This window comes from Streptomyces sp. NPDC046261, assembly GCF_040646235.1.
Classification (GTDB): domain Bacteria; phylum Actinomycetota; class Actinomycetes; order Streptomycetales; family Streptomycetaceae; genus Streptomyces.
Window position 1 is genome coordinate 47779 of sequence record NZ_JBEYZU010000005.1, and the last position, 25699, is coordinate 73477.

Annotated in this window: 18 protein-coding genes; 11 read left to right on the forward strand and 7 right to left on the reverse strand. The window is 69.2% G+C overall.

Annotated elements, in window-relative coordinates; all coding sequences use genetic code 11:
* The first annotated feature begins 183 nt into the window (after positions 1 to 183).
* The 4 genes from acnA to ABZ956_RS11650 all read left to right on the forward strand — a co-directional run bounded on the left by acnA (position 184) and on the right by ABZ956_RS11650 (position 5384).
* Complete coding sequence (gene acnA / locus ABZ956_RS11635) at positions 184 to 2898, forward strand: aconitate hydratase AcnA (RefSeq protein WP_361890634.1); 2715 nt, start codon at positions 184 to 186, stop codon at positions 2896 to 2898.
* Between the two features lie 275 nt (positions 2899 to 3173).
* The gene (locus ABZ956_RS11640) at positions 3174 to 3446 is read left to right on the forward strand and encodes a hypothetical protein (protein WP_361890637.1); all 273 of its coding nucleotides are present in this window, start codon (positions 3174 to 3176) and stop codon (positions 3444 to 3446) included.
* A gap of 182 nt (positions 3447 to 3628) precedes the next feature.
* Complete coding sequence (locus ABZ956_RS11645; RefSeq protein WP_361890639.1) at positions 3629 to 3961, forward strand: hypothetical protein; 333 nt, start codon at positions 3629 to 3631, stop codon at positions 3959 to 3961.
* A gap of 109 nt (positions 3962 to 4070) precedes the next feature.
* Positions 4071 to 5384, forward strand: a complete 1314-nt coding sequence (locus ABZ956_RS11650; protein ID WP_361890641.1) for a hypothetical protein — start codon at positions 4071 to 4073, stop codon at positions 5382 to 5384.
* Between the two features lie 81 nt (positions 5385 to 5465).
* Here the strand turns inward: ABZ956_RS11650 and ABZ956_RS11655 are convergent, their stop codons facing one another.
* The 6 genes from ABZ956_RS11655 to ABZ956_RS11680 all read right to left on the reverse strand — a co-directional run bounded on the left by ABZ956_RS11655 (position 5466) and on the right by ABZ956_RS11680 (position 12812).
* Entirely contained in the window at positions 5466 to 6392 is a 927-nt protein-coding gene (locus ABZ956_RS11655) for a VCBS repeat-containing protein (RefSeq protein WP_361890644.1), read from the reverse strand.
* Between the two features lie 129 nt (positions 6393 to 6521).
* Positions 6522 to 7385 carry a VCBS repeat-containing protein gene (locus ABZ956_RS11660; RefSeq protein WP_361890647.1) on the reverse strand — a complete coding sequence of 288 codons (864 nt, stop codon included), beginning with the start codon at positions 7383 to 7385 and terminating at the stop codon, positions 6522 to 6524.
* A 208-nt stretch (positions 7386 to 7593) separates the two neighbouring features.
* Positions 7594 to 8529 (reverse strand): VCBS repeat-containing protein, encoded by a 936-nt coding sequence (locus ABZ956_RS11665; RefSeq protein ID WP_361890650.1) that lies wholly within the window; start codon positions 8527 to 8529, stop codon positions 7594 to 7596.
* 133 nt (positions 8530 to 8662) lie between these two features.
* Positions 8663 to 10558: a trypsin-like peptidase domain-containing protein gene (locus ABZ956_RS11670; RefSeq protein WP_361890653.1), complete on the reverse strand. Its 1896-nt coding sequence runs from the start codon at positions 10556 to 10558 to the stop codon at positions 8663 to 8665.
* Positions 10559 to 10667: 109 nt separating this feature from the next.
* Positions 10668 to 12257 (reverse strand): S1 family peptidase, encoded by a 1590-nt coding sequence (locus tag ABZ956_RS11675; RefSeq protein WP_361890656.1) that lies wholly within the window; start codon positions 12255 to 12257, stop codon positions 10668 to 10670.
* Positions 12258 to 12311: 54 nt separating this feature from the next.
* Entirely contained in the window at positions 12312 to 12812 is a 501-nt protein-coding gene (locus ABZ956_RS11680; RefSeq protein ID WP_361890659.1) for a hypothetical protein, read from the reverse strand.
* A 341-nt stretch (positions 12813 to 13153) separates the two neighbouring features.
* On the opposite strand from ABZ956_RS11680, the gene ABZ956_RS11685 reads away from it, so the two are divergent.
* The 4 genes from ABZ956_RS11685 to ABZ956_RS11700 are packed head-to-tail and all read left to right on the forward strand — an operon-like array spanning position 13154 to position 18006.
* Entirely contained in the window at positions 13154 to 17092 is a 3939-nt protein-coding gene (locus ABZ956_RS11685; protein ID WP_361890661.1) for a polymorphic toxin-type HINT domain-containing protein, read from the forward strand.
* On the forward strand, positions 17089 to 17484 hold the full coding sequence (locus ABZ956_RS11690; protein WP_361890664.1) for a DUF5958 family protein: 396 nt from the start codon (positions 17089 to 17091) through the stop codon (positions 17482 to 17484). Before ABZ956_RS11685 ends, ABZ956_RS11690 begins: the two co-directional genes overlap by 4 nt.
* Before the next feature lie 42 nt (positions 17485 to 17526).
* On the forward strand, positions 17527 to 17853 hold the full coding sequence (locus ABZ956_RS11695; protein WP_361890666.1) for a hypothetical protein: 327 nt from the start codon (positions 17527 to 17529) through the stop codon (positions 17851 to 17853).
* A gap of 30 nt (positions 17854 to 17883) precedes the next feature.
* A complete protein-coding gene (locus ABZ956_RS11700; RefSeq protein ID WP_361890669.1) occupies positions 17884 to 18006 on the forward strand; it encodes a hypothetical protein in 123 nt (40 codons plus the stop codon).
* Positions 18007 to 18012: 6 nt separating this feature from the next.
* Here the strand turns inward: ABZ956_RS11700 and ABZ956_RS11705 are convergent, their stop codons facing one another.
* Positions 18013 to 21819 (reverse strand): GH92 family glycosyl hydrolase, encoded by a 3807-nt coding sequence (locus ABZ956_RS11705; protein ID WP_361891429.1) that lies wholly within the window; start codon positions 21817 to 21819, stop codon positions 18013 to 18015.
* 586 nt (positions 21820 to 22405) lie between these two features.
* Here ABZ956_RS11705 and ngcE point away from each other — a divergent pair.
* Genes ngcE through ABZ956_RS11720 form a run of 3 tightly spaced genes read left to right on the forward strand, consistent with a single transcriptional unit; the run spans position 22406 to position 25692 of the window.
* Positions 22406 to 23842, forward strand: a complete 1437-nt coding sequence (ngcE, locus tag ABZ956_RS11710) for an N-acetylglucosamine/diacetylchitobiose ABC transporter substrate-binding protein (RefSeq protein WP_361890672.1) — start codon at positions 22406 to 22408, stop codon at positions 23840 to 23842.
* Positions 23843 to 23854: 12 nt separating this feature from the next.
* On the forward strand, positions 23855 to 24772 hold the full coding sequence (locus ABZ956_RS11715) for a sugar ABC transporter permease (protein ID WP_361890675.1): 918 nt from the start codon (positions 23855 to 23857) through the stop codon (positions 24770 to 24772).
* Entirely contained in the window at positions 24772 to 25692 is a 921-nt protein-coding gene (locus tag ABZ956_RS11720; RefSeq protein ID WP_361890678.1) for a carbohydrate ABC transporter permease, read from the forward strand. The genes ABZ956_RS11715 and ABZ956_RS11720 overlap by 1 nt, the downstream gene beginning before the upstream one ends.
* Positions 25693 to 25699 lie beyond the last annotated feature (7 nt).

A 25699-nucleotide genomic window follows, 5' to 3' on the forward strand; every position in this document is an offset into this window, starting at 1 on the left:
TCTGGGCATGACCGTTTCGCAGCGATGTACTAGAGTTATCTCGACATCGAGATATCTGCCGAGAGGCGTACCGCTGTCGCGCCAGTAAGGCGTACCTAACTTAGGCACACCTTAGCGGATGCGCGCGGTGTCGGGGCGGCAGGATTGCCGCAGTACGCGAATTCATGCATGAAGGAGACTGTCGTGTCGGCGAACAGCTTCGACGCCCGCAGCACGCTGCAGGTGGGCGACGAGTCGTACGAGATCTTCAAGCTGGACAAGGTCGAGGGCTCCGCCCGCCTGCCCTACAGCCTGAAGGTGCTGCTGGAGAACCTGCTCCGCACGGAGGACGGCGCGAACATCACCGCCGACCACATCCGCGCGCTGGGCAACTGGGACTCCCAGGCCCAGCCCAGCCAGGAGATCCAGTTCACGCCGGCCCGCGTGATCATGCAGGACTTCACCGGTGTGCCCTGCGTCGTCGACCTCGCCACCATGCGTGAGGCCGTCAAGGAGCTCGGCGGCGACCCGGCGAAGATCAACCCGCTGGCCCCGGCCGAGCTGGTCATCGACCACTCCGTCATCGCCGACAAGTTCGGCACCAAGGAGGCCTTCGGCCAGAACGTCGAGCTGGAGTACGGCCGCAACAAGGAGCGCTACCAGTTCCTGCGCTGGGGCCAGACCGCGTTCGACGAGTTCAAGGTCGTCCCCCCGGGCACCGGCATCGTCCACCAGGTGAACATCGAGCACCTGGCCCGCACGGTCATGGTCCGCAACGGTCAGGCCTACCCCGACACCCTCGTCGGCACCGACTCGCACACCACCATGGTCAACGGCCTCGGCGTGCTCGGCTGGGGCGTCGGCGGCATCGAGGCCGAGGCCGCGATGCTCGGCCAGCCGGTCTCCATGCTCATCCCGCGCGTCGTCGGCTTCAAGCTGACCGGTGAGCTCCCGGCCGGCACCACCGCCACCGACCTCGTCCTCACGATCACCGAGATGCTGCGCAAGCACGGCGTCGTCGGCAAGTTCGTCGAGTTCTACGGCGAGGGCGTGGCGGCCACCAGCCTCGCCAACCGCGCCACCATCGGCAACATGTCGCCGGAGTTCGGCTCCACCGCCGCGATCTTCCCGATCGACGGCGAGACCCTGAACTACCTCAAGCTCACCGGCCGCTCCGAGCAGCAGGTCGCGCTCGTCGAGGCGTACGCCAAGGAGCAGGGCCTGTGGCTGGACCCGGCCGCCGAGCCGGACTTCTCCGAGAAGCTCGAGCTGGACCTGTCGACGGTCGTCCCGTCGATCGCCGGCCCGAAGCGCCCGCAGGACCGCATCATCCTCGCCGACGCCGCCACGCAGTTCGAGCGTGACGTCCTCAACTACGTCTCCACCGCCGACGAGGCGGGCGAGGAGTCCTTCCCGGCCTCCGACTCCCCGGCCGCGTCCAACGGCGTGCCGTCCAACCCGGTCACCGTCACCGCCCCCGACGGCTCGACCTACCAGATCGACCACGGCGCCGTCACCGTCGCCGCGATCACCTCCTGCACCAACACCTCGAACCCCTACGTCATGGTCGCCGCGGCGCTCGTGGCCAAGAAGGCGGTCGAGAAGGGCCTGACCCGCAAGCCGTGGGTCAAGACCACCCTCGCCCCGGGCTCCAAGGTCGTCACCGACTACTTCGACAAGGCGGGCCTGACCCCCTACCTCGACAAGGTCGGCTTCAACCTCGTCGGCTACGGCTGCACCACCTGCATCGGCAACTCCGGCCCGCTGCCGGAGGAGGTCTCCAAGGCCGTCAACGACCACGACCTGGCCGTCACCTCGGTGCTCTCCGGCAACCGCAACTTCGAGGGCCGGATCAACCCCGACGTCAAGATGAACTACCTGGCGTCCCCGCCGCTGGTCGTCGCCTACGCCCTCGCCGGCTCCATGAAGGTCGACATCACGCGCGACGCCCTGGGCACGGACCAGGACGGCAACCCGGTCTTCCTCAAGGACATCTGGCCGTCCGAGGCCGAGGTCAACGACGTCGTGGCCAACGCCATCGGCGAGGACATGTTCAACAAGTCCTACAGCGACGTCTTCGCGGGCGACGCCCAGTGGCAGGCGCTGCCGATCCCGACCGGCAACACCTTCGAGTGGGACACCGAGTCCACCTACGTCCGTAAGCCCCCGTACTTCGAGGGCATGCAGATGGAGCCGGCTCCGGTCAGCGACATCGCCGGTGCGCGGGTGCTCGCCAAGCTGGGCGACTCGGTCACCACCGACCACATCTCCCCGGCCGGTGCCATCAAGGCCGACACCCCGGCCGGCAAGTACCTCACCGAGCACGGTGTGGAGCGCCGTGACTTCAACAGCTACGGCTCCCGCCGCGGCAACCACGAGGTCATGATCCGCGGTACGTTCGCCAACATCCGCCTGCGCAACCAGATCGCGCCGGGCACCGAGGGCGGCTTCACCCGCGACTTCACGCAGGCCGACGCCCCCGTCTCCTTCATCTACGACGCCTCGCGCAACTACATCGAGCAGGGCATCCCGCTGGTCGTCCTGGCCGGCAAGGAGTACGGCTCCGGCTCGTCCCGCGACTGGGCCGCCAAGGGCACCGCGCTGCTCGGCGTCAAGGCCGTCATCGCCGAGTCCTACGAGCGCATCCACCGCTCGAACCTCATCGGCATGGGCGTCCTGCCCCTGCAGTTCCCCGAGGGCGCCTCGGCGGAGTCCCTGGGCCTGACCGGCGAGGAGACCTTCACCTTCACCGGTGTGACCGAGCTCAACGAGGGCCGCACGCCCCGCACGGTCAAGGTCACCACCGACACGGGCGTGGAGTTCGACGCGGTCGTCCGCATCGACACCCCCGGTGAGGCGGACTACTACCGCAACGGCGGCATCATGCAGTACGTGCTGCGCAACCTGATCCGCAAGTAAGCGGTTCCGGTACCGCGGTTGAGCGGTCGAGGGCCGCACCCCGTTCCGTACGGGGTGCGGCCCTCGCGCGTTTCCGGCGTCCCCAACACCCCGCTACCGGGCGCCCGTTCGGCCCTGCACCCTCGCGGGGCATCCCCCTACCCGACCGGGTGATGAGGGGTGTGGCGAGGTGTCGCGCGTTCCTCCCGTGGTTAGGCTCCCACGCGGGATGGACGAGGCTCACGGCGGTTCCGTTTGCCGCGGTGGTGCGCCATCCCCGAGGGAGGGGAGTGTCGATGGGGTCCGCAGTCAGCTTCGGGGAGCTCGGCCGGCTGTCCGGCGAGGAGCTTCCGCCGCGGATCGCTCTGTCGACCCTTCTGCTGCCGACGGGCACCGATCAACCCGTCTACCCGACGCTGGTGAGAACAGAGCACGGGACCACAGTCGCCTACGCCTGCCACTACCGGCAGAACGCGGGGAGCCCCGGCCTCCTCGTCGCGCTGGGGCTCGCCCCCAGCTCTCCCGGCTACACCACGACCTGTATTCCCGCGGCCGTCTCCAGCCGCTGACGGCCGCACCGCAACTCTTCATTCCGCACGCTCCGTACGACCACGGGCGTGCCAGGTACGACCAAGGACCCGTCCTCGAACCGCGCTGCCCCCTGGGCGGATCCGGTTCCGGGACGATCCGCCCGGACCGCCGGCCCGGCGAACCGGGTGGGAAACCGCGGAAACCAGAGAAGGGGAATGGAATGGACAACGCCATCAGCTTCGAGGAACTCGACAACGTTGCCGGTGAGGTTCTGCCCGAGCGCACCGTCATGGGCATCGTCGCCACTCCGCTCGGCTTCGCCGACCCCGGCCCGGGCGGCGCCGGCGCGGGCGCCGGCAGCAGCAGCTCCGCGTCGGCCTCCGGCGGGGGCGTCTTCGCCCCCGCTCCCCACGACCACGGCACCACGATGCTGTCGTCCTGCCAGGCCGTGGACCGGCAGGGCACCCCGGGGCTGTTCGGCTCGCTCGGCCTGCCGTCCACCAACCCGACCACCACCATGACCTGCATCCCCGCGGCCGTCGCGAGCCACTGATCGCCTAGCGGCGCACCGTACGCGCTCGGGGAAGGGCCGGAAGCCACGCGGCCTTCGGCCCTTCCCCGCCGCCGCGCGGGCCGTCCGCCAGCCACCTCACGGAGAGCCCATGTCACTGCCATCCGCCCAGCGCAGCGACGAAGCCGGCCGGACGGACGAGCCCGCGCTGGTGGCCGGCATGGAACTGGTCGGCACGTTCGAGGGCTCCGGCTACCGCGAGCCTCCCCACCTGGTCTGCCGCCCCGACGGGCAGATGGTCCGGCTCCCGCCCCTGCTCTACCAGGTCGTCCGGGCGTTGGACGGCCGGTCCCGGGAACACCCCGCGCGGGAACCGGTCATGGCACGGGTGTCGGCCGAACTCAGCCGTGAGACGGGCCGGCAGTTCACCACGGAACACGTCGCCTTCCTCATCGACAAGAAGCTCGCACCTCTCGGACTCACCACCCACAGCGACGGCTCACCGCCGCCCCCCACACCCCGAAACGACCCGTTCCTCGCCTTCCGGTTCCGGCTGGCGGTGGTGCCCGAGCACGTCACCTGGTTCCTGTCCGGCCTCTTCGCCTGGCTGTTCCGGCCCGTGCTCGTAGCCGGCGCCCTCGCCGTGTTCGTGGCCGGCGAGGCATGGCTGTGGACCACACAGAACACCGGTGCCGCACTGCAGTCGGTGCTCTCCACCCCGGCCGACGCGCTCCTCGTCGTCCTTCTGGCCATCGCCTCCTGCGCCTTCCACGAACTGGGCCACGGCGCGGCGTGCCGCTACGGAGGCGCCCGCCCCGGTGCGATGGGCTGCGGCATCTACCTGGTGTGGCCGGCCTTCTACACCGACATCACCAACTCCTACCGGCTGGGCCGCGCCGGGCGCCTGAGGGCCGACCTGGGCGGCGTCTACTTCAACGCGCTCTCCGTGCTGGGCCTGCTGGCCCTCTACGCGGCGACCGGCTCCCCGCTCCTGCTGGTCGCGATCCTCTCCGTCCACCTGGAGATGATCCAGCAACTGCTGCCCACCCTGCGGTTCGACGGCTACTACATCGTCGCCGACCTGATCGGCATCCCCGACCTCTTCAAGTACATCGCGCCCATCCTCAAGCGCACCGTACTCCGCCGCCCGCCGGACGACCGGCTCCGGGCCCTCAAGCGATGGCCGCAGATCGTCGTCGCCGGCTGGGTCGTCTTCCTGATCCCGGCGCTCCTCCTCCCGCTCGGCCTGCTGATCGTCAACCTGCCCCAACTGCTCCGCGCGGACTGGCAGAAGATCACCCTCCTGACGCAGACCGCCACCACCACCGGCAACCCCGTCCTCGGCACCCTCTCGGCCTGCCTGCAGTCCCTGCTGCTCATCCTCCCCATCGCCGGACTGACTTTGGCGCTGGCACCGGCGGTGCGGTCGCTGGCGCGGTTCGTTGGGAGAGCGGTGCGGCGGTAGGGCCGCCGGGCAAGCGGAAGGGCCGCACCGTGGGGTGCGGCCCTTCGGTACTGACGTCATGCGGACGGGTCAGAACCCGGGTCAGAACATCGTGCTGTACTGGTCCCAGCCGCCGCCGATCTTCGTACGGTTGTCGAAGGGGTCGGTGGCGTTGCCGTTGCCCTTGTAGAGCCACAGGACGCCGGACTTGTCGCGGGCGAGCAGGTCGCTGCGGTTGTCGGAGTTCATGTCACCGATGGATACGAGGGTGTCGTAGATGTCCCAGCCGGGGCCGACCTTGACGCGGCTGGCGAAGGGGTCCTTGTAGTCACCGGTGCCCTTGTAGAACCACAGGACGCCGGACTTGTCCTTGGCGACCATGTCGGCCTTGCCGTCACCGTTGAGGTCGCCGCGGCCGGCGATGTCGGTGTAGATGTCCCAGCCGGGGCCGACGCGGTAGCGGTCGCTGAGGGTGCCGTCCGGGTGGGCGAGGTAGATCCACAGCACGCCCGACTTGTCGCGGGCGAGGATGTCGGACTCCTTGGCGCCGCCGAGGTTGCCGGGGGAGAGGAGCCGGTCGTAGATGTCCCAGCCACCGCCGATCCTCACCGTCGGCTGACCGACGCCCTTGGTGAAGTACAACGCGCCGGACTTCGCCTGGCTGTAGAGGCCGTCGGGAAGACCGTTCTGGTCGTGATCGACACGCGCCGCCCCGGCCATGACCTGCCAACCGGTGATGACACGGTCGCTGCGGTCGGTGAGAGCGCCCTTGCCGTCGGAGTTGTACATGTAGACGTCGCCGGACCGATCGGCGACCGTCAGAGGAAAGAGGGGAGCGTCGGCCCGAGCCGGGGTGACGCCCGTCCGTGGTGCGGCCTGTGGCGGGGTGGCGGCCTCGGCGGTCTTCTGGACGTCCGGGGTGTCGGCGACAGCCGTGCCGGCGGCGCCGCCGATCAGTGCGGCGGCTATCGCCGCGGTGGCGAGGCGGGACAGGGCGCGTCCGCGCTTGCGGCCTGGAAGATTCCCCACGTAGTTCTCCTATGCCGATGAGAAAGACGCGGCGCCCCTGGTCGGGGACGCCGCGAGATTCCTGGATCATTGCACAGGATCTTCACAAGGAGGCGGGCCCACCCCCTTCGGAGGTGCGGCCCGTCCGGCTCAGAAGAAGTTGTTGTACTGACCCCAGCCGCTGCCGATGCGCACGCGGCTCTCGAAGGGGTCGCTCTGGTTGCCGTTGCCCTTGTAGAGCCACAGGACGCCGGCGGTGTCGCGGGCGAGCATGTCGCTGCGGCCGTCGCCGTTCACGTCACCGCTGGAGACCAGGGTGTCGAAGATGTTCCAGCCGCTGCCGACCTTGACGCGGCTCTCGAACGGCCTGGTGGGGTCGCCGGTGCCCTTGTAGAACCACAGGACGCCGCTCTTGTCCTTGGCGACGATGTCGGTCCTGCCGTCGCCGTTGAGGTCGCCGCGGCCGGCGATGTGGGTGAACATGTCCCAGCCGGAGCCGACGCGGTAGCGGTCGCCGAGGGTGCCGTCCGGACGGCCCTGGTAGATCCACAGGACGCCGGACTTGTCGCGGGCGAGGACGTCGGGCTCCTTGGTGCCACCGAGATTGCCCGGCGAGAGGAGGTGGTTGTAGATGGTCCAGCCGCCGCCGACGTAGACGGGCTCCTTCTCGCCGGTCTCGTCATTGGTGTCGGCGAAGAACAGCATGCCGTCGGTCAGCCGGATGTAGGCGTGGTCCGCGGTGCCGTTCTGGTCCTGGTCGGTCTGCATGGCGGCCGTGATGCCGGTCCACTCGTCGTCGACCTGCTTGCGGGCGGCGAAGCCGCCCACGCCGTTGGGCTGGTACTCGTAGAGCTCGCCGGACGCCTTGGAGGCCATGAGCGGGAAGCTGGGCGCGGCGGCGGTAGGCGCCGCCACGGCGGTGCCAGCGGTGGTGCCGACGATTGCGGCGGCTATCGCCGCGGTGGCGAGACGGGACAGGGCACGTCTGCCCTTACGGCCACGAACATTGGCCATGTGGCTCTCCTGTGGAGGTGAGAAGTGGCGCCAGCCCCTGGAGAGGGCCCGGCGGTACTCCGCGGATCATTCCAGAGGATCTTTGCACGCCCATTACCTTTTTTACTCAACCGGGGGGTGGATTCCCGGTGGACGGCACCGGCCCCCGCCTCGGGGAGGCGGGGGCCGGTGCCGTGCGGGCGGGGAACGGCGCGAGGCCGTCGCCGGGTCAGAACATCAGGACGTACTTGTCCCAGCCACGACCGATCTTCGAGCGGTTGTCGAAGGGGTCGGTGGCGTTGCCGTTGCCCTTGTAGAACCACAGGACGCCGGACTTGTCGCGGGCGAGCATGTCGCTGCGGCCGTCGGCGTCCATGTCGCCCACGCTCACGAGCTTGTTGTACGCGTCCCAGCCGCCGCCGACCCTGACGCGGCTCTCGAAGGGGTCCTTGTAATCGCCGGTGCCCTTGTAGAACCACAGCACGCCGGACTTGTCCTTGGCGACGATGTCGGCCTTGCCGTCGCCGTTGAGGTCGCCGCGGCCCGCGAGGTCCGTGTACTGGTCCCAGCCGCGGCCGACGCGGAAGCGGTCGCTGAGAGTGCCGTCGGGGTGGGCCAGGTACACCCACATCACGCCGGACTTGTCGACGGCGATTAGGTCGGACTCGCTCGCGCCGCCGAGGTCACCCGGGGACAGGAAGCGGGTGTAAATGTTCCAGCCGCCGCCCAGCATCTTGTTCCCGGCATCGCCGGTGTACTCGAGCTGGCCGTCGCGGTGCCGCACGTACCAGCCGTCCGACGCGCCGTTCCGGTCGTGGTCGACCTGCGTCGCCTCGGTGAAGTTGTCCCAGCCGCCGTCCAGGAACCAGTCGTCGCCGAAGCCGCCGTGGCCGTTCGATTCGTACTTGTAGACCAGGCCGAGGTCGTCTGCCGCGATGAGCGGGAAGCGGGGGGCGTCGGCCGTGCCGTTCGCCGCGGACCGCAGCGCGGAGCGCGGTGCGGCCTGGAGGGCAGCACCCTTCTCCAGCGCCTTCGCTGCGGGGCCGCCCGCCGGGCTGTCAGCGGCTGCCGTGCCGGTGGTGGTGCCGGCCAGTGCGACGGCTATCGCGGTGGTGGCGAGGCCGGACAGCACACGTCCGCGCGTACGGCCGGAAAGAATGCCCACGTACTGCTCCTGTGTGAAGGGTTGGGATGCAATGCCCCACACCGGGGCATTGCGATATCTCCATGATTCTTCCACAGAAGCTGTGCGTATCAATCGATATAACGGGATGCGCACATGCCTCGCGTATCCCGGTCTACCCGACCAGCTGGACCTCGGCGTGGGTGCCGGTGGCGTCCACGTCCGCGTAGTAGCTGACGTTGCCGTCGGCCCAGCGGATGAGGACGTCGTTGGGAGTGGTGGTGCCGGCGAAGGCGCCGACGGTGATCAGCTGGGCGTTCTTCCAGGCGGACTTGGCGGGGCGGATCCTGATCTCGTCGTGGAGGCCGGCCGTGTCGATGCCCGAGTAGACGGTGGCCTCGCCGTCGCTCCAGCGGACCATCAGGTCACCGGTCTGCTTGCCGGTGAACTCGCCGGCGCCGATCTGCTCGGCGTGGGTCCAGGTCGCGCTGGCCCGGCGCAGCTGGGTCTCCTTGGCGACGCCGCCGGTGCCCAGGTCGGGGTAGAGCGAGATGGAGCCGTTGGCCCAGACGACGAGGAGGTCGTCGCGCAGGGCGTTGCCGGTGTAGCGGCCGGCGGTGATGAGCTTGGCGTTCTCCCAGATGCCGTTCTTGGGCTTGGCGAGCGTCTTCTCGTCGTGGACGCCGCCGGCGTCGACGTGGGTGTACTGCGTGAACTCGCCGTCGGTCCAGCGGACGGCGAGCCCGTCGGTGCCGTCGGCGGTGAAGCGGCCGCCGGTCAGGGCCCGGGCGTACTTCCAGACGCTCCCCGGGCCGGCGACGCGGTGCTCGCCGGAGAAGAGGGGCCCGCCGGGCTTGCCGTCCCGGGCGGCGGTGTGCAGCGTCGCGGACCCGTCGTTCCACACCACGAACAGGTCGCTGCGGCCGGTGCCGGTGAAGTCGCCGGAGGCCGTCAGCCTGGCCTGCTGCCACCTCTCCGCACCACCGAGCGAGTACGGCGGCTTGGGCTGCTGGTAGGGGCCGGCGTCGGTGTGGCGTCCGTTCTTGGCGTCGTCGTACAGCTGGAAGAAGCGGTCACCGTACATGGGGCTGTAGCTGATCCGGTTGTACATCGGGTCGCTGCCGGGTACGTCCGGGCCGCCGCCGTTGAAGCCGCCGACGTTGCCGACGATCGTGCCGGTGCCGGACTCGTCCAGCTTGGAGAACCAGGGGCCGCCCGAGACGCCGCCCCACATGCCGGCGCAGTCGATGCGCATCTGGTTGTAGCCGGCCAGCGGCCCCGTCCGGGTGGAGCAACGGACCGGCAGGTCCTGCGGGTTGTGTCCCACCGAGGGGTAGCCGATGACGGTGACGTCGTTGGTGAAGCCGGGGGTGCGGGCGAGCGCGTTGCCGCCGGCGATGTCCTGGAGGTTTCGGCCGCCCTCGGACTTGACCCGGGCGAACGCGAAGTCCAGGTCCGACTCCGCCTTCTGGCTGTTCCTCTCGTACCGCTTGTCCGCGAACCATTCCTCGACCGGCCAGATGCCGTAGGGCTGGTCCTTGAGCGCCTTCGCCGGGTCGTAGCCGGGGACGAAGACCGCCTTGGAGTTCACGCAGTGCCCGGCCGTGAGCATGAGGTTGCGGCCGGGGCTCTCGACGGAGCTCGCCGAGCAGAAGTGGCTGCGCATGTCACGGTCGACGGCGAAGAGCATGCCGACGGACTTGACGCCGGGGAAGCTCGTGGAGACGTCCCGCTTGTCCCGGGCGAGCCCCCTGGGGGGCGCCGGCTTCGGAGCGGCGGGCTTGCCCCCGGCCTCGGTGCCGGGCTGCGGCGCGCGGCCCGAGGGGTCGGTGGCGGAGGCCACGCGCTCGGGCGTCCAGAAGCGCAGGGCATCCGCGACGGACCAGCTGCCGGACGTCTCCTGCGGCGCGGGCGCGGGCGCGGGCGTGGGTCCGGTGCCGGGCGTCTTCTGCGGGGTGGGGCCGGGGCCGGGGCCGGGGCCGGCGGCCAGCGCCGTGGCGCCGGAGCCGAGGGCGAGGAGGGAGCCGCAGGTCATCGCGGCGAGGAGACAGCGCATGCGTGAGGTGCGCAAGGAAGGGGACTCCGTTCGGAGGGAAGAAGGGAGGGAAGCGGGGCGGGGAAGACGACGGCCCCGCGCGCCCCGGACCTCCGGGGCGCGCAGGGCCGGGCGTTGCGTCGGCTCAGCCGACGAGCTGCACCTCGGCGTGCGTTCCGGCCTTGTCCACGCCGGTGTACATGCTGACGTTGCCGTCGTTCCAGCGGACGAGGACGTCGTTCCGGACGATGTTGTCGGCGAACGCGCCCACGGTGATCAGCTTGGCGTTCGTCCACGCCTCCTTGGGCTTGCGCACCATGATCTCGCCGTGGAAGCCGGCGGTGTCGACGCCCGGGTAGATGGTGGACTCACCGTCGGACCAGCGGACCATCAGGTCGTTGGTGCCGTTTCCGGTGAACTCGCCGGACCCGATCTGCTCGGCGTGCGGCCAGGTGGTGTTCGCCTTCTGGATCTGCTTCTCCTTGCCGACGCCGTTGGCGCCGAGGTCGGAGTAGATCGAGACGGAGCCGTTGGCCCAGACGACGAGGAGGTCGTCGCGCAGGTCGTTGCCGGTGTAGCGGCCGGCCGCGATCAGTTTGGCGTTCTCCCAGACCCCGTTCTTGGCCTTGGCCAGCATCTTCTCGTCGTGGAAGCCCTTGGCGTCGACGTGGGAATACTGGGTGACCTCGCCGTCGACCCAGCGGACGACCAGACCGTCGGTGCCGTCGGCCGAGAAACGGCCGGCGGTGATCGCGCGGGCGTACTTGAAGGTGCTGCCGGCCGGCGCGAGCTTGTGCTCGGCGGAGAAGGGGTACTTGGGGTCCGTGTGGTCGGCGCCCTGGTAGAGGGTGACCGAGCCGTCGGCCCAGCGGACCAGCAGGTCCATGCGGCGGGTGCCGCCGGCGGAGCCCCCGGTGAAGTAGCCCGAGGCCAGGTATTCGGCGTTCTTCCAGTCCACGCGCTTCAGCAGGCCGCGGGAGAGCGTGGCCTGGACCCAGCCGGCGACGTCGTCGACACGGGTGTCGACGACGCCCTTGCGGGTCTGGGCCGGGTCGGTGCCAAGGCAACCGGTCTGCCAGGACTGACTGTTGACCGCGGCAAGCTCGACGCGGCCGTTGGTCTCGCGGAAGGCCGGGCCGCCGGTGTCGCCCTTGCAGACGGCCGCGTCGGCGCTCTTGCCGGCGAGCTCGACGGAGGTCGCCTTGACGGCGCCCACGGTGAACGGGGCGGTGTGCAGGCGGTTGGGGAACCACTCGCTCTTGGTGCGGCCGTAGCCGGCGACGCGCAGCTCCTCGCCCTGCGCGGGGGCGGTGGAGCCGATGGCGACCGGGGCGATACCGGTGACGGGCTTGTCGAGCTTGGCCATCACCAGGTCGCGGTCGGTCCGCGGAACCAGTTCGACGACGTTGGCGACGACGCCGCCCGTGGCGGAGAGGTCGGTGCGGCCGATGGTGGCCGTGGTCTTGAGCTTCGGCGCACCGGCGGCGACCTTGGGGTCCTTGGCCGGATTGTCGGCGAAGCAGCTCGCGGCGGTGATGAGCCACTCCGAGTCGACCAGCGCCGCCGAACAGATCTTCTTGCCGCCGATGTCGAGCTTGGCCGTGAACGAGTACGCCCCGTCCTTGGCCTCGTCGCCTGCGACGGCTCCGGCCGGTGCGCCGTTGAGTATTCCGGCTCCTACGACGGTCGCGAGGATGCCCGCTGCCCACGCCGCGCGCGATTGTCTGCCGAACACGTTCTTTCCTTCTTACGGTTTGGTGCGTTGGATTGGAGCGGTGGAGCCGGAGGGTCAGCCGGTGACGCGCAGCTCGACCAGGACGGTGGGCGCACCACCGGGAACGCCTTCGCCGACGCCCTTCAGCTGGCCCTTGGGCACGTCGACGCTCTGCGGCGTGCCGCCCTCGGGGGTGACGGTGGCGCGGACGGGGTGGGTCTCGGTCTGGACGCCGTAGACGGACGGAATCTCAAGGGTCAGGTAGCCGGACTTGCCGGTGACCTTGAAGCAGTACTTGAAATCCTTGGACTGCGTCGTCATTACCTGGATGTCGGTGGTGGTGGCGCAGTCGGCGAGCATGATGCGCCCGTCGCCCTTACGCAGGGTGATCCCCTTTTCCTTGAAGATGGCGTCCGCGTTCGGGTATGAGAAGTCTTCCACCGCGTAAGGCGGAATTTCAGATTCCGCGCCGGGCTGCGGGGCAGCGGTGGCAACGCTGAGCGTGGAAACCCCAACGGCGACCGTGGCGGCACCGGCAATGCCGACCAGCAGCATTTTGCGCGCGCGAGATATCACAGGGAATTCCTTCCGTCGTGCATGCGGCGACAGCTGTGGCCGCAGGTAAGGAAGCGATAAAGGGTGGATGGAATGTACCACCTGACCTGGGGGGACGCATTGGTGAGGGGGCGTCAGGTACCGGATTCTGTACTTCCACTTTCGGAGTCTTTGATTCCGCATTTGCGGAAAGTGACGGGGCCAAGGAAGTGGTACTCGGCGGTTATGCTCGCCACGCCGAACTACGGTGCTTCCAACAAGCAAGAAAGGCAGACTTGGTGAGCAGAAGTGTCTACTCCGCGAGAGCGAGGAGACGCCGGTTCAGCACAGGCCTACGTGTATGGTCTGTGAGTCTGGTGTCGATGGCGCTGGCCGCGGGATTGCTCGGGACGAGCCCGGCTCTTGCCGATGAGGGTTCCGACGGCGAAATTCCCATGACCGAACGAGGCCGCATCGTCGAGTTGTGGAAGTCGGGTAGTCCTGCCCTCAAGGCGCTGGCCGAGGCCGCTCTCTTGGGTTCCGACGAAGACGTGCGGCGCTTCATGGACAGCGAGAAGGATCGCGCTGTTCTGAACGACGACCGCATTACCGCGGTGCAGATGGTCAGTGTCGGTGGCCGGATGGTTCGCGAGGCTGCTCAGAAGGCCCTCGGCGGAACCACCGACGACCTGCGCAAGTTCCTGGAGGACGGCTGGGAGGCCCCGCTCGAACAGGATCAGCGCATTCAGGTCACGCAGATCGCCAACTCGGGTGCCCGCCAACTGCAGGAGGCGGGCAAGGCGGCGCTCGGTGGCTCGGTCGAGGACGTCCGCCAGTTTCTGACTGAGGGTCAGTTCACGGCACGGGAACAGGACAATCGCGTCCGGCTGATGCAGATCCTGAGCGCCGGTGGCCCGGCGACCAAGGAGGCTGCCAAGGTCGCGATGAACGGATCGTCCGATGACATCCAGGAGTTCCTGGATGTCGGTCAGCACGTTGCGCGTACCCGTGATCAAGAGCGTGTCTCGGTCGCAAAGTTGGCCGAGCAGGCCACCGAGGCGGGCAAGCAGGCCAAGCGGCAGACCGAGGAGGCGCAGGAAGCCTCCGACCGTGCGGTGACCGCCTCGAAGCTGGCGAAGGAAGCGGCGAAGAAGGCCGCGGCCGAGACAGCCGAGGCAAAGAAGGACTCCACCAAGGCGGCAGCCTTGGCCGGCCAGGCAGCTGATGCGGCGCAGAGTGCTGCACGGGCTGCCCAGGAGGCCATCGATGCCGCCCGGGCCGCCAACAACTCGGCCCGCATAGCGGCGAGCGCCGCGTCACAGGCCGCCGAGGCGGCTGCAGGTGCGGCCGAGGCGGCGGCACGGGCGCGCGGCGCCGCGGCCTCGGCGGCGTCCGACGCCGGTCAGGCGTCGGCTGCCCGTCAGGCGGCCGAGGACGCACGGAAGGCCGCGAAGGGCGCGCGCATGGCGGCCCAGGCCTCCGTCTACGCGGGCGATGCCGCCAAGGCCGCAGGTGCGGCCGCGCGGGCAGCGCAGAGTGCGGGTGACAACGCTGGTGCCGCGGCGGACGCGGCCGACGAGGCCGGTGGCCTCGCCGGCGAGGCGAGCGCCCAGTCGGCGCGTGCGAGGGCGGCCGCGGCGGCAGCCCGTCGCCACGCGCGGGAGGCGACCCGTGCGGCCAACGCCGCCGACTCGCTGGCCACCAGGGCGGCGAACCTGGCGTACGACGCGCGCGATGCAGCCAACTCGGCTGCCGAGCACGCCGAGAAGGCGGCGGACGAGGCCGAGCGAGCGGCGAAGTATGCCGGTGATGCCGCGAAGGCGGCGAGTGAGTCCACCGCGCACGCGGAGGCGGCCAAGAAGGCGGCCGATGCTGCGAGTGCGGCCGTGGACAAGGCGAAGAAGGTCCAGGAGACCACCCGCGACATCGAGGCCGAGGAGCTCAAGGCTCGTACGGCTGCCGCGATCGAGCAGGCCAAGGACCTCAAAGCGACGGACGACGACAACAAGGCCAAGGCGGCCAGCGCCGCCAAGGAGGCCAAGGACCTCGACGCCCAGGCCGTGCAGCTCGCCACGGAGGCCGCCAAGCCGGGTGCTGACGTCAAGGAGGTCGTCTCCAAGGGCCGCCGGATGGCGCTGCTGGCGATGAAGGCCCGTGGTCCGTGGAGCGCGAGCGCTGCGGAGTCCGCGCTGGCCGGTTCGGACGACGTCGTGCGCGAGTACGTGCAAACCGGGTGGAAGGAGGCCGCGGAGCAGGACGAGCGGGCCCGGGTCGAGCGGATGGCGGACGAGGCGGACTCGGAGCCGGTGCGCACGGCGGCCGAGGAAGCCCTCAAGGGCGACGCAGCGAAGATCAAGGAATTCCTGAGCACCGGCCAGCACCAGGTCGCGGTCAATGACTACCGCAAGCGCGTGGTGCAGATCGCGAACGACAGCGGTCGGGGCATCCAGGACGCGGCGAAGGCCGCGCTGAAGGACGGCTCTACGGACAAGCTTCGCGAGTTCCTCAACGAGGGCCAGTTCACCGCTCGTACGTCGGACGAGCGCGTACGCGCCGTGCAGCTGTTCACCAGCGGTGGACCGGAGCTCAAGGCAGCGGCTCAGGTCGCGCTGGCCGGCCCTCCGCAGCTGCTGCACGCCTTCATCGACTCCGGTCAGTTCAAGGCGGCACGGAAGGACCAGCTGACCGCCACCCACGTGGCCGACATCAAGCGCATCATCTCCGAAGCATCCGCCACCGCGGCGACCGCGCAGCGCAATGCCCTTGAGGCTGCCCGGGTCGCGGCTGTCGCCCGCAAGGCGTCCGAGGAGGCCAAGGGCTACGCCAAGCAGGCCGAGGAGTCGGCCAACGCGGCCAAGGGCTACGCGGACGACGCCCAGAAGTCGGCCAAGCAGGCCGAGGACTCCGCGGCCGACGCCGCCAAGTCCGCCAAGGCCGCCCGGGACGCGGAGGCATCCGCTCAGCGTGATGCCCGTGAGGCCGACAGTTCGGCAGTCCGCGCCGAGAGCTCGGCGGCCTGGGCCCAGGACTCCGCGGACGAGGCGAACATGGCCGCGGACGACGCACGGGCGTCTGCAGTGGCGGCGGGCAAGGACGCCGCGACGGCGGGCAAGGCCGCCAAGGAGGCCTACGCGGCCTTTGTCACCAAGGCGCGTGAGGAGGCCGAGGCAGCCCGGCGCGCGGAGGAGGCCCGGAAGAGGAAGATCGAGCTCCAGAAGCAGGAGGAGGCCAAGCGCAAGTCCCGGTGGGGTCTCTTCAAGGACCTGGGTCACTTGGCACTCGACGTCGTTGGTGCCGTTCCTGGCGTCGGAAGCATCGCCAACGGTGTCAACTGCGCCTGGTACGGCGCAGAGGGCGACTACGTCAACGCCGGACTCTCCTGCGCCGCAGCCATCCCCTTCGCCGGTGAGGGCGCCACTGCGATCAAGCTCGCCAAGTGGGGCAAGGAAGGGAACTTCGTCGAGAAGCTGGTCGGCAAGGGTGTGCAGACTTGTAAGAGGGCCGGGAACGTGCCTCTTCGGAACAGCTTCACTCCTGAGACCCGCGTTCTGATGGCCGGTGGCCGCACCAAGCCGATCAAGGACATCAGGGTCGGTGAGAAGGTCCTGGCGACCGATCCTGCGACGGGCAGGACAGAGGAGCGGCCGGTCGACCATGTGATCATCGGCAGCGGTGAGAAGCACCTGGTCGAGCTGACGGTCGACACCGACGGCGACAAGGGCGACGCGACGGCTTCCGTCACGGCGACTGAGGGTCACCCCTTCTGGCTCGCTGACCAGCGTGCCTGGGTGGACGCCGGCGAAGTCACCCCGGGTGCCATGCTGCGCACGTCCGCCGGTACCTGGGTCAAGGTCACCGGAGCGCGGGCGTGGACCGCGAGCCAGCGTGTCTACAACCTCTCGGTCGACGGAATCCACACGTACTACGTGCTCGCCGACTCGACGTCCCTGCTCGTTCACAACACGAACTGCATGAGCCGGACGTGGCAGGAAGCGGGCATGAACCCGCGCGAAGCCCAGCGCATTCAGAACGCCGCTGACAAGAGCGGTCACCCGGTCACCGTCGTCGGCAGCCGGGCCAAGGGGCCGAAGAGCGCCGACAACCCGGACGGCTACACTTCGGCATCCGACTGGGACTACATCCTCTCGGGGCCCGCGAAGCGGCGCAACAAGATCAAGAACTCGCTGCCGCGCGGCACGGCGGACGGCGAGGGAAGCGGCCGGGGTCGTGATTTCTGGCATGACTACAACCCGAACTCGAAGACGTACACCGAGCTGGACCGCGGCAAGGCGCACGTCGTGTTCCACCCCCGGAGGCGGTGAACGAGGTGAGAGAGTCGGAACGCATCCTCAACGAGCTCGCGCAGGGCGTGCGCAAACCGGAGGAGGGGGTGAGCTGGTTCTCCGGCCTTCCTGAGAACGAGCAGAAGGCCGTGCTCCGGGAGCTTGCTGTCTACATCATGCAGGCGCATCCGACCGTGGAGGAGGCCCGTGCAGGCGTGACTCGTTCTGGTGTGAAGCCGACCGCCACTCCAGCGGTGCTGATGGTGCGTGAGCCGGTGATGTACCAGGGCGGCCAGATCGCAGGTCTGCCCAGCTACGAGTACATGAAGGCGTTCCGCGTCCTCATCTCCACCTTCTCGATCGCCGACACCCGGCGCAGGGAAACGGAGTGCCGCGGCCAGTGCGGCCACCCCTGGCACAACCTCACATAACAGGGAAGCCCCACCGAGCGATGCAACGCTCGGTGGGGCTTCTTGGTTCGGCAGCAAGCGCGGAAGGCTGTCGGCGGTGCGCCGGTCGGCGACTTGGTGGCGGCGGTGGACGGGCTGGCCGCCCAGGCATGCGATGTCGACCGGCCCTCTCTGATGCCCGCCCAGGACGTTTTCGCCGTGCCGCGTCACGGAGCCCGTGTCGTCCCCTGGGCCAAGGAGCTCCTGGGGTCCCCCGGCCCCGGGACTCTTGTCGTCGGCTACGTCGAGCGCGGCGTCGCCGTTCCCGGACAGATCGTCGAGATCGTCGGGAGCGCGCGTGCCCGGGCCGCCCGGATCCTGGGTTTCGTGCAGCCCCACGAGCGTCTGTAGAGGGTCGGGGCCGGCACCCGTGTCGGCATCATGCTCGGCATCGAAGACGCGGACCTCGCACGGGGGCAGGTCCTCGCTGAGCCGGGGTCGGTCACCGCCAGAGAGGGCGGGCAGGCCGTCGGGGCCAGTGTCGTCACCGTCGTCATGGACTGAGGGCTCCTACGATCCCAGCAACTCCACCTCCGCCAGCCGTCGGTCTGCGCCCTCCGCCACCAGCCGGTAGTGCCCGTACGCCCCCGGTGTCCGGACCTCGAAGGGGCGGGTCTGGTGGTTCCAGGTGAAGGACTCGCCCGAGCGGCGGTCCAGGTCTGTCCAGTGCTCGCCGTCAGGGGAGCCCTGGAGGGTCCACGTCGAGGGGGACGTGGTGCGGTCCGAGGAGGTGAGGGTGTATGTCGTCACCCGGGCCGGACCGGACGTCAACGCCAGGTTGGTCGTCGTGACCGGGGCGTCCGTGCGGGAGTGGTCGTCCGTCAGGGCCGAGTCGCCGGGGAGGGTCACGTCCGACAGGGGGGTCGGGACCTTGTCGTCCTCGGTGATGGAGGTGGGGGCGGCCTTCTCGGAGGTGGCCCAGTTCGACGGTCTCGGGCCCATGGTGAACTCCAGGGTGGCGCCCTTGGTCAGGAGGGAGTGGGGGAGGGCGGTGGAGTCCCAGGAGCGGCCGTTGACGCGGAGGGACTGGACGTAGAGGTTGCGGGCGCTGTTGCGGGGGGCCTTGATGACGAGGTCGCGGCCGTTCTCCAGGTGGACGGTGGCCTTCGTGAAGAGGGGGGCGCCGATCGCGTACTCGCTCTGGCCCATTACCAGCGGGTAGAAGCCGAGCGCGCTGAAGACGTACCAGGCCGACATCTCGCCGTTGTCCTCGTCGCCCGGATAGCCCTGGCCGATCTCGCTGCCGAGGTAGAGCCGGGAGAGGACCTCACGGACCTTCTCCTGGGTCTTCCACGGCTGGCCGGCGGCGTCGTAGAGGTAGGCGACGTGGTGGGAGGGCTGGTTGCTGTGGCCGTACATGCCCATGCGGACGTCCCGGGCCTCCGTCATCTCGTGGATGACGCCGCCGTAGGAGCCCGCGAACTCCGGGTCGCCCGTCTCGGGGGTGGCGAAGTAGGCGTCGAGTTTCTTCGCCAGGCCCGTCCGGCCGCCGTAGAGGTTGGCGAGGCCCCGGGTGTCCTGGGGGGCGGTGAAGGCGAAGTTCCAGCCGTTGGCCTCGGTGTAGTCGTGGCCCCAGACGCGGGGGTCGTAGGAGTCCGGTCCCAGCCGCCAGGCGCCGCTCTCGTCCTTGCCCTGGAAGAAGCCGATCCGGGAGTCGAAGTGCTTGACGTAGTTGCGGGCGCGGTTGAGGAAGTAGGCCGACTCCTCGCGGTAGCGGGGCTTGTGCGTGCGGTCGTACAGCGCCCGGGCCATTCTCGCCAGGCCGAAGTCGTTGAGGTAGCCCTCCAGTGCCCAGGAGGCGCCCTCGCGGATCCTGGTGCTCGTGTAGCCGAGGAAGACGGAGGTCTCCATGCCCTTGCGGCCGGTGCCGGGGTCGTCGGGGGCGACGGTCGCGTTCTTGAGCGCGGCTTCGTACGCCGCCTCGGCGTCGAAGGCGACGCCCTTGACGTGGGCGTCGGCGAAGGCGACGTCCGAGCTGGTGCCCGTCATCAGGTCGGCGTAGCCGGGGGAGGACCAGCGGGAGATCCAGCCGCCGTCCTTGTACTGCTGGACGAAGCCGTCGACCAGCTTGCCGGCCAGCTTGGGGGTGAGGAGGGAGTAGGCGGGCCAGGCGGTGCGGTAGGTGTCCCAGAAGCCGTTGTTGACGTACACCTCGCCGTCGACGATCTTCGCGCCGGTCGTGGTCGGGGTGTCCTCTCCCGCGGGCGGCGAGAAGGGGCTGGCGTATCGCAGGCGGGGGCGGCTCGCCGTGCCGGTGTTCTCGTGGCCGGAGTTGGGATACAGGTACAGGCGGTAGAGGCTGGAGTAGAGCGTGGTGAGCTGGTCGCGGCTCGCGCCCTCGACCTCGACGCGGCCGAGGAGGGCGTCCCACGCGGCGCGGGCGCGGTCGTGGACGCGGCCGAAGGAGGACTGCGCCGGGATCTCCTGCTCGAGGTTGGCCTTCGCCTGGTCGACGCCGATGAGGGAGGTCGCGATGCGCAGGGTGACCGTACGGGCCCGGGCCGGCGCGAAGCGCAGATAGCCGGTGACGCCGTCGGCGGTGTCGCCCCCGGCGTCCCCCTTGATCTTGCCGCTCGCGGTGACGGGCGCGTCGAAGACGCCGTAGACGAAGAGGCGGCCGGCGCCCTTGGACAGTCCGCTCCTGACGTCGGAGTAGCCGCTGAAGGCCCGGTTGGCGGGGTCGAGGGTCAGACCGCCCTTGTTCTTGACGTTGTCAAGGATGACGCTCGCATTGTCGCCCGGAAAGGTGAATCGCATCATCGCGGCGTGGTCGCTGGGGACGATCTCGGCCTTCAGGCCGTTCTCGAAGGTGACGCCGTAGTAGTGCGGGCGGGCGATTTCGCGGGAGTGCCGGAAGGGGAGGGCGCGTGCGGAGCGTGAGGCGGAGGGGGTGTCAGGGGCCACCGAGGGCATGACCTGGAAGGTCTGCCGGTCGCCCATCCAGGGGCTGGGCTGATGGCTCGCGCCGAAGGCCTGGACGGTGGGGAGGTTGTCGGGGTTGTTGGTGGCCGCGTACTGGTAGAGCCAGTCCAGGGAACCGGCGTTGGTGAGCGGGGTCCAGAAGGTGAAGCCGTGCGGGACGGCGGTGGCGGGGAAGGTGTTGCCCCGTGAGAAGTTCGAGCTGGAGTGGGTGCCGCGCGTGGTGACGGCCCAGTCCGCGGGGTGGGCCGGGGCCTTCTCGCGGGGGGCCGGGGCGAGCGAGATGTCGTCCACCCAGCCCCGGAACTTCGCGGGGCCCACAGGGGAGTCATAGGCGATCAGGACGCGCTCGACGGTCTTGCCGGCGGCGACGGCCCCGATGTGTGACTCCTTGTTGTTCCACTGATTGACGTACAGCGTCCGGGAGGCGGCCTGGTCCTGCGGGGTCAGCCGCGCGCCGTGCTGGTCGACGGCGCCGAGCTCGCTGAGGTAGGTGCCGTCGGTGAAGGCGAGGTCGATCGAGACATGGGTGGCCGGGTAGCGGGCGTCCCGCTCGGGCATGGAGGGGAAGACCTTGTACGACAGCAGGGTCCTCGGCGTGACCTTGGTGCGTACGCCGAATACCTTGTTGTACGAGTAGCCGCGCCCGGTGGCCTGGTGCATGCCGCCGTAGCGCAGCGCGTGGGTGCCGGTGAATCCCACGCGGGCCTTGGCCGTGGGGGAGCCGGTCGGGCCGCGGTCGATGTGGCTGCGCATGTCGGCGGGCGGGGGAGTGCCGTCGCCGGCCGTGGCCAGCTGCACCTCGGCGAGCTGCAGGACGGGCTCGCCGCCGTTGCGGGTTATCTCCAGGCGGTACTGCCGGTAGGCGGTGGTGCCCGCGAAGGAGAACTCCCGGGTCTGCAGGCGCCTTTCGAAGCTCTGCTCCCGGCGGGAGTCCAGCGTCGTCCAGTTCTTGCCGTCGTCGGAGCCCTTGAGCGTCCAGTCCCGGGGGTCCCGGCCGGGGGCGTCGTTCGCGGAGGTCAGGGCGTAGCGCACGGCCTTGACCGGCTGGGCCAGCTCGAATTCCAGCCAGGCGGCCCGCTCGAAGTCGAGCCATTTGGTCGCGCTCTCCCCGTCGATCAGGTTCTCCTTCACCTCCCCCGCCTCGGCGTGCTCGCCGCTGGCGCGGACGGCGGTGACCCGGTCGGTGACATTGCCGGGGATGCCGCTGGTGTCGTCGCCGTCGACCCCCGCGGAGCGTCTGCGTCCGTCGGGACCGGTCTCGACGGCATTGAGCCAATCGGGCTGCGGCTCGCCCGCCTCGAAGGACGAGGCGAAGCGCTCGGCCGCCGCTTGTGCGGGCCCGGCGGGCCCGGCCGACACGGCGCCGCCCTGCGTGACCTGAGCGGTCGTCACCATTACGGTGGCCAGCAGGAGGGCCGCGGGGCGGGCGCGTCGGCGCCCTCGGCGGCGGTTTCCGAGCCTGAGTCGCATCCCTTGCCTCTCCACGAAGCCGCCTCCACGAAGCCTCGAAGCCCACCGAATCCGACAACATCCGACAACGTTGTCACCCGAGTCGCGCAGTGTTAAGTAGGGCGTGAGACACCAGTGGTGTCAAGGGTCTCGGGACTGGTGTCGCGCGGCGCGCCCGCGTCCGGGCGGACGCGTGGCGAGGCGCGGCGGTGGCGCCGGGCGCCCTGCCGCCGGGCCGTCCGCCGGGGCCCGTGCGAGGTCTCAACTCGGGAAAGACTGAGGGTCAAAGCCGCTTTCGATCTTGCCCAGTTGATCGGAGTGGACTATACCTGTCGGCGTCCGGGGCGCTCGTCATCCGCCCCGCGGACCCGGGGGAGCGCGGCGGCCGGCACCGTCGCGGGGGACCTCACTCCGGCGCACACCCAGCACCACGCTTCAACTGACCCGCGGTGTCGGGCCCTTCGCCGTCGGCGAGTTCGTCCAGGGGAGACCGCCACACCGCCTGAGTCCTGGAGAAGGCGAGGACTTGAGCATGGGATCCACCCCGGAATTCGGCCGACGCGACCTGATCAAGCGGGCGGCGGCCATCGGCCTGATCGCCGTGCCGACGATGAGCGCGCTGAGCGCCTGCGCGAGCGGTGACAGCGGTGGCGACGGCGGCAACCAGGTCGACAAGGGCAAGAAGAGCGAGAAGAACCCGCTCGCCGTCAATGAGAGCGCCCCGCTCGACGTCGTCATCTTCGACGGCGGATTCGGCCAGCAGTACGCCAAGGACGCCGAGGCCGAATACAAGAAGGCCTTCCCCAACGCCACGGTCAAGCACTCCGCCACCCAGGAGATCCAGACCCAGCTCCAGCCCCGCTTCAACGGCGGCACCCCGCCCGACCTCATCGACAACTCCGGTGCCAAACAGATGGACATGGGCACCCTGGTCGGCAAGAAGCAGCTGACCGACCTCAACGCCCTGCTGGACGCGCCCTCCTACGACGATCCGTCCAAGAAGGTACGCGAGACCCTGCGCCCGGGCGTCGTGGAGATGGGCCAGTTCGACGGCAGCGAGACCTGGATCCTGTACTACGCCTACACCGTCTATGGCGTCTGGTATTCCAGGACCAACCTGAAAAAGCTCGACGCCCAGTACCCCGAGACCTGGGACGAGATGCTCAGGGTCTGCGAGGCCGCGAAGAAGAAGGGCATCGCCGGCTGGACGTACGCGGGCAAGCACCCGTACTACCTGCCGTTCAGCCTCTACCCCTTCATCGCCAAGATCGGCGGCGTGGAGGTGCTGAACAAGATCGACAATCTGGAGCCGAACGCCTGGAAGGACCCGGCCGTGAAGTCGGCCTTCGAGGCGTACTACGAGCTCTACAGGAAGGGCTATATCCTCCGGGGCACGCCGGGCCTGACCCACATCGAGTCGCAGACCGCCTGGAACGAGGGCAAGGCCCTGTTCATCCCCAACGGCTCCTGGGTCGAGAACGAGTCGAAGCAGACCACGCCCAAGGACTTCCAGATGGCGGTCGCCGCGCCCTCCAGCCTCGACAAGAGCGACAAGATGCCGTTCGGCACCCTCTGGGCCTCCGGCGGCGAGCCCTTCATCGTGCCGAAGAACGCCAAGAACCCCCAGGGCGGCATGGAGTTGCTGCGCACCATGCTGGGCAAGAAGTCCTCCCAGAACTTCATCCGGTCCGTCTCCTCGCTCACCTCCCTCAACGGCGGCACCGAGGGCCTGACCCTGCCGCCCGGCCTCGCCTCCTGCCAGGAAGCGCTCACCAAGGCCGGCAGGAACGTCGTCAACCCCCGGATCCAGGACTGGTACGTCGCGCTGCAGAAGGAGAAGATCGGTGTGGGGGTGCTCGGCGAGATGATGGCCGGCCGGCTGACGCCCGACGAGGCGATCAGCAAGATCCAGCGTTATGCCGACGACACCGCCAAGGACAGCGCCGTCAAGAAGTACAAGCACAAGTGAGCGGTGGCGGTCATGCAGCACGGTAAGTACCGCTTCATCGCGGGGTTCCTGGTCCTGCCCCTGGCGATCTACGGCATCTTCGTCGTCTCGCCGTTCGTCCAGGCCGTCTACTACTCCTTCACCGACTGGACCGGACTGAGCCCCGACTTCACGGTGACGGGGTTCGACAACTATCAACGGCTGTGGCACGACGAGGTGTTCTGGAAATCCGTCGGCCACAACGTCCTGCTGTTGCTGATACTGCCGCTGGTGACCCTCGGGCTCGGATTGTTCTTCGCCTTCATGCTCAATCTCGGCGGCCGCCGCAGGAAGAACGCGGCGGTGGCCGGGGTCCGCGGGTCGGGCTTCTACAAAATCGTCTACTTCTTCCCGCAGGTGCTCTCGATCGCCATCGTCGCCCTGCTCTTCCAGTTCGCCTACAACCCCAACAGCGGCGCCCTGAATTCCTTCCTGAGCGCGATCGGCCTGGACTCGGTGCGGCCCGAATGGCTGGGCGACCCCTCCCTCGCGCTGTGGTGCGTCATGGCGGTGATGATCTGGAGCAATGTCGGCTTCTACGTCGTGCTGTTCTCGGCCGGCATGAGCTCCATTCCGAAGGACTTCTACGAGGCCGCGCTGCTGGACGGCGCCAACCGCCTCCAGACCTTCTTCCGGATCACGCTGCCGCTGCTGTGGGACACCGTCCAGACCGGCTGGGTCTACATGGGCATCATGGCGCTCGACTCGTTCGCCGTCGTCCAGATCATGACGGTGGGGCCGGGCGGACCGGACTACTCCACCGAGGTCCTGTCCTTCTACCTCTACACCAAGGCGTTCCGGGACGGGCAGGCCGGATACGCGACGACCCTCGGCGTCGCCCTGCTCATCGTCACCCTGATCTTCGCGGGCCTCGTCATGAAACTCGGCCGGCGCGAGCGGCTGGAGTACTGATGGCTCTCACCACGGACCCCACGGAGGGGCACGGCACCACGAAGGCGCCCACCGACAGGCCCACCGACGCCTCCCGCGGGCGCATGGGCAGCGAGGGGACGGTCCTCAACGTCTTCTCGCACGGCGTCCTCGTGCTGTGGGCCCTGATGGTCACCCTGCCGCTGCTGTGGGCGGTGATGAGCGCCTTCAAGACGGACAAGGAGATCTTCACCTCCCCCTGGGCGCTGCCCTCCGGCCTGCACTTCGGCGCCTGGAGCCGCGCCTGGTCACAGGCCCACATGGGGGAGTACTTCCTCAACTCCGTCGTCGTCGTGGCCGGCTCGCTCCTGGGCACCATGCTGCTGGGCTCGATGGCCGCCTACGTCCTGGCCCGCTTCGACTTCCCCGGCAACCGCTTCGTCTACTTCCTCTTCGTCGGCGGCATGAGCTTCCCCGTCATCCTGGCGCTCGTCCCGCTGTTCTTCGTGATGAAGAACATGCAGCTGCTCGACACCTACCACGGGCTGATCCTCGTCTACATCGCCTACTCGCTGCCGTTCACGATCTTCTTCCTCAGCGGCTTCTTCCGGACCCTGCCCACCTCCGTCGCCGAGGCGGCCATGATCGACGGGGCGTCGCACACCCGCACCTTCTTCCAGGTGATGCTGCCCATGGCCAAGCCGGGCCTGATCAGCGTCGGGATCTTCAACTTCCTCGGCCAGTGGAACCAGTACCTGCTGCCCACGGTCCTCAACGTCGGCGACGAGGACAAGAAGCTGCTGCCACAGGGGCTGGTCGCGCTCGCGGTCAGCCAGGGCTACAAGGGCGACTGGTCCGGGCTCTTCGCGGGCCTGGTCATGGCCATGCTGCCGGTCCTCGCCGCGTACATCGTCTTCCAGCGGCAGGTCCAGGCGGGGCTGACGGCGGGCGCCCTGAAGTAGCCCCGGG

Excerpts from the sequence above, each read along its gene's own strand:
- ABZ956_RS11645 (WP_361890639.1), top strand. The coding sequence starts at position 3,629 with ATGGACAACGCCATCAGCTTCGAGGAACTCGACAACGTTGCCGGTGAG.
- ABZ956_RS11685 (WP_361890661.1), top strand. The coding sequence starts at position 13,154 with ATGGCGCTGGCCGCGGGATTGCTCGGGACGAGCCCGGCTCTTGCCGAT.
- ABZ956_RS11720 (WP_361890678.1), top strand. The coding sequence starts at position 24,772 with ATGGCTCTCACCACGGACCCCACGGAGGGGCACGGCACCACGAAGGCG.
- ABZ956_RS11705 (WP_361891429.1), bottom strand. The coding sequence starts at position 21,819 with ATGGTGACGACCGCTCAGGTCACGCAGGGCGGCGCCGTGTCGGCCGGG.
- ABZ956_RS11660 (WP_361890647.1), bottom strand. The coding sequence starts at position 7,385 with ATGGCCAATGTTCGTGGCCGTAAGGGCAGACGTGCCCTGTCCCGTCTC.
- ABZ956_RS11650 (WP_361890641.1), top strand. The coding sequence starts at position 4,071 with ATGTCACTGCCATCCGCCCAGCGCAGCGACGAAGCCGGCCGGACGGAC.
- ngcE (WP_361890672.1), top strand. The coding sequence starts at position 22,406 with ATGGGATCCACCCCGGAATTCGGCCGACGCGACCTGATCAAGCGGGCG.
- ABZ956_RS11640 (WP_361890637.1), top strand. The coding sequence starts at position 3,174 with ATGGGGTCCGCAGTCAGCTTCGGGGAGCTCGGCCGGCTGTCCGGCGAG.
- ABZ956_RS11715 (WP_361890675.1), top strand. The coding sequence starts at position 23,855 with ATGCAGCACGGTAAGTACCGCTTCATCGCGGGGTTCCTGGTCCTGCCC.
- ABZ956_RS11700 (WP_361890669.1), top strand. The coding sequence starts at position 17,884 with ATGCTCGGCATCGAAGACGCGGACCTCGCACGGGGGCAGGTCCTCGCT.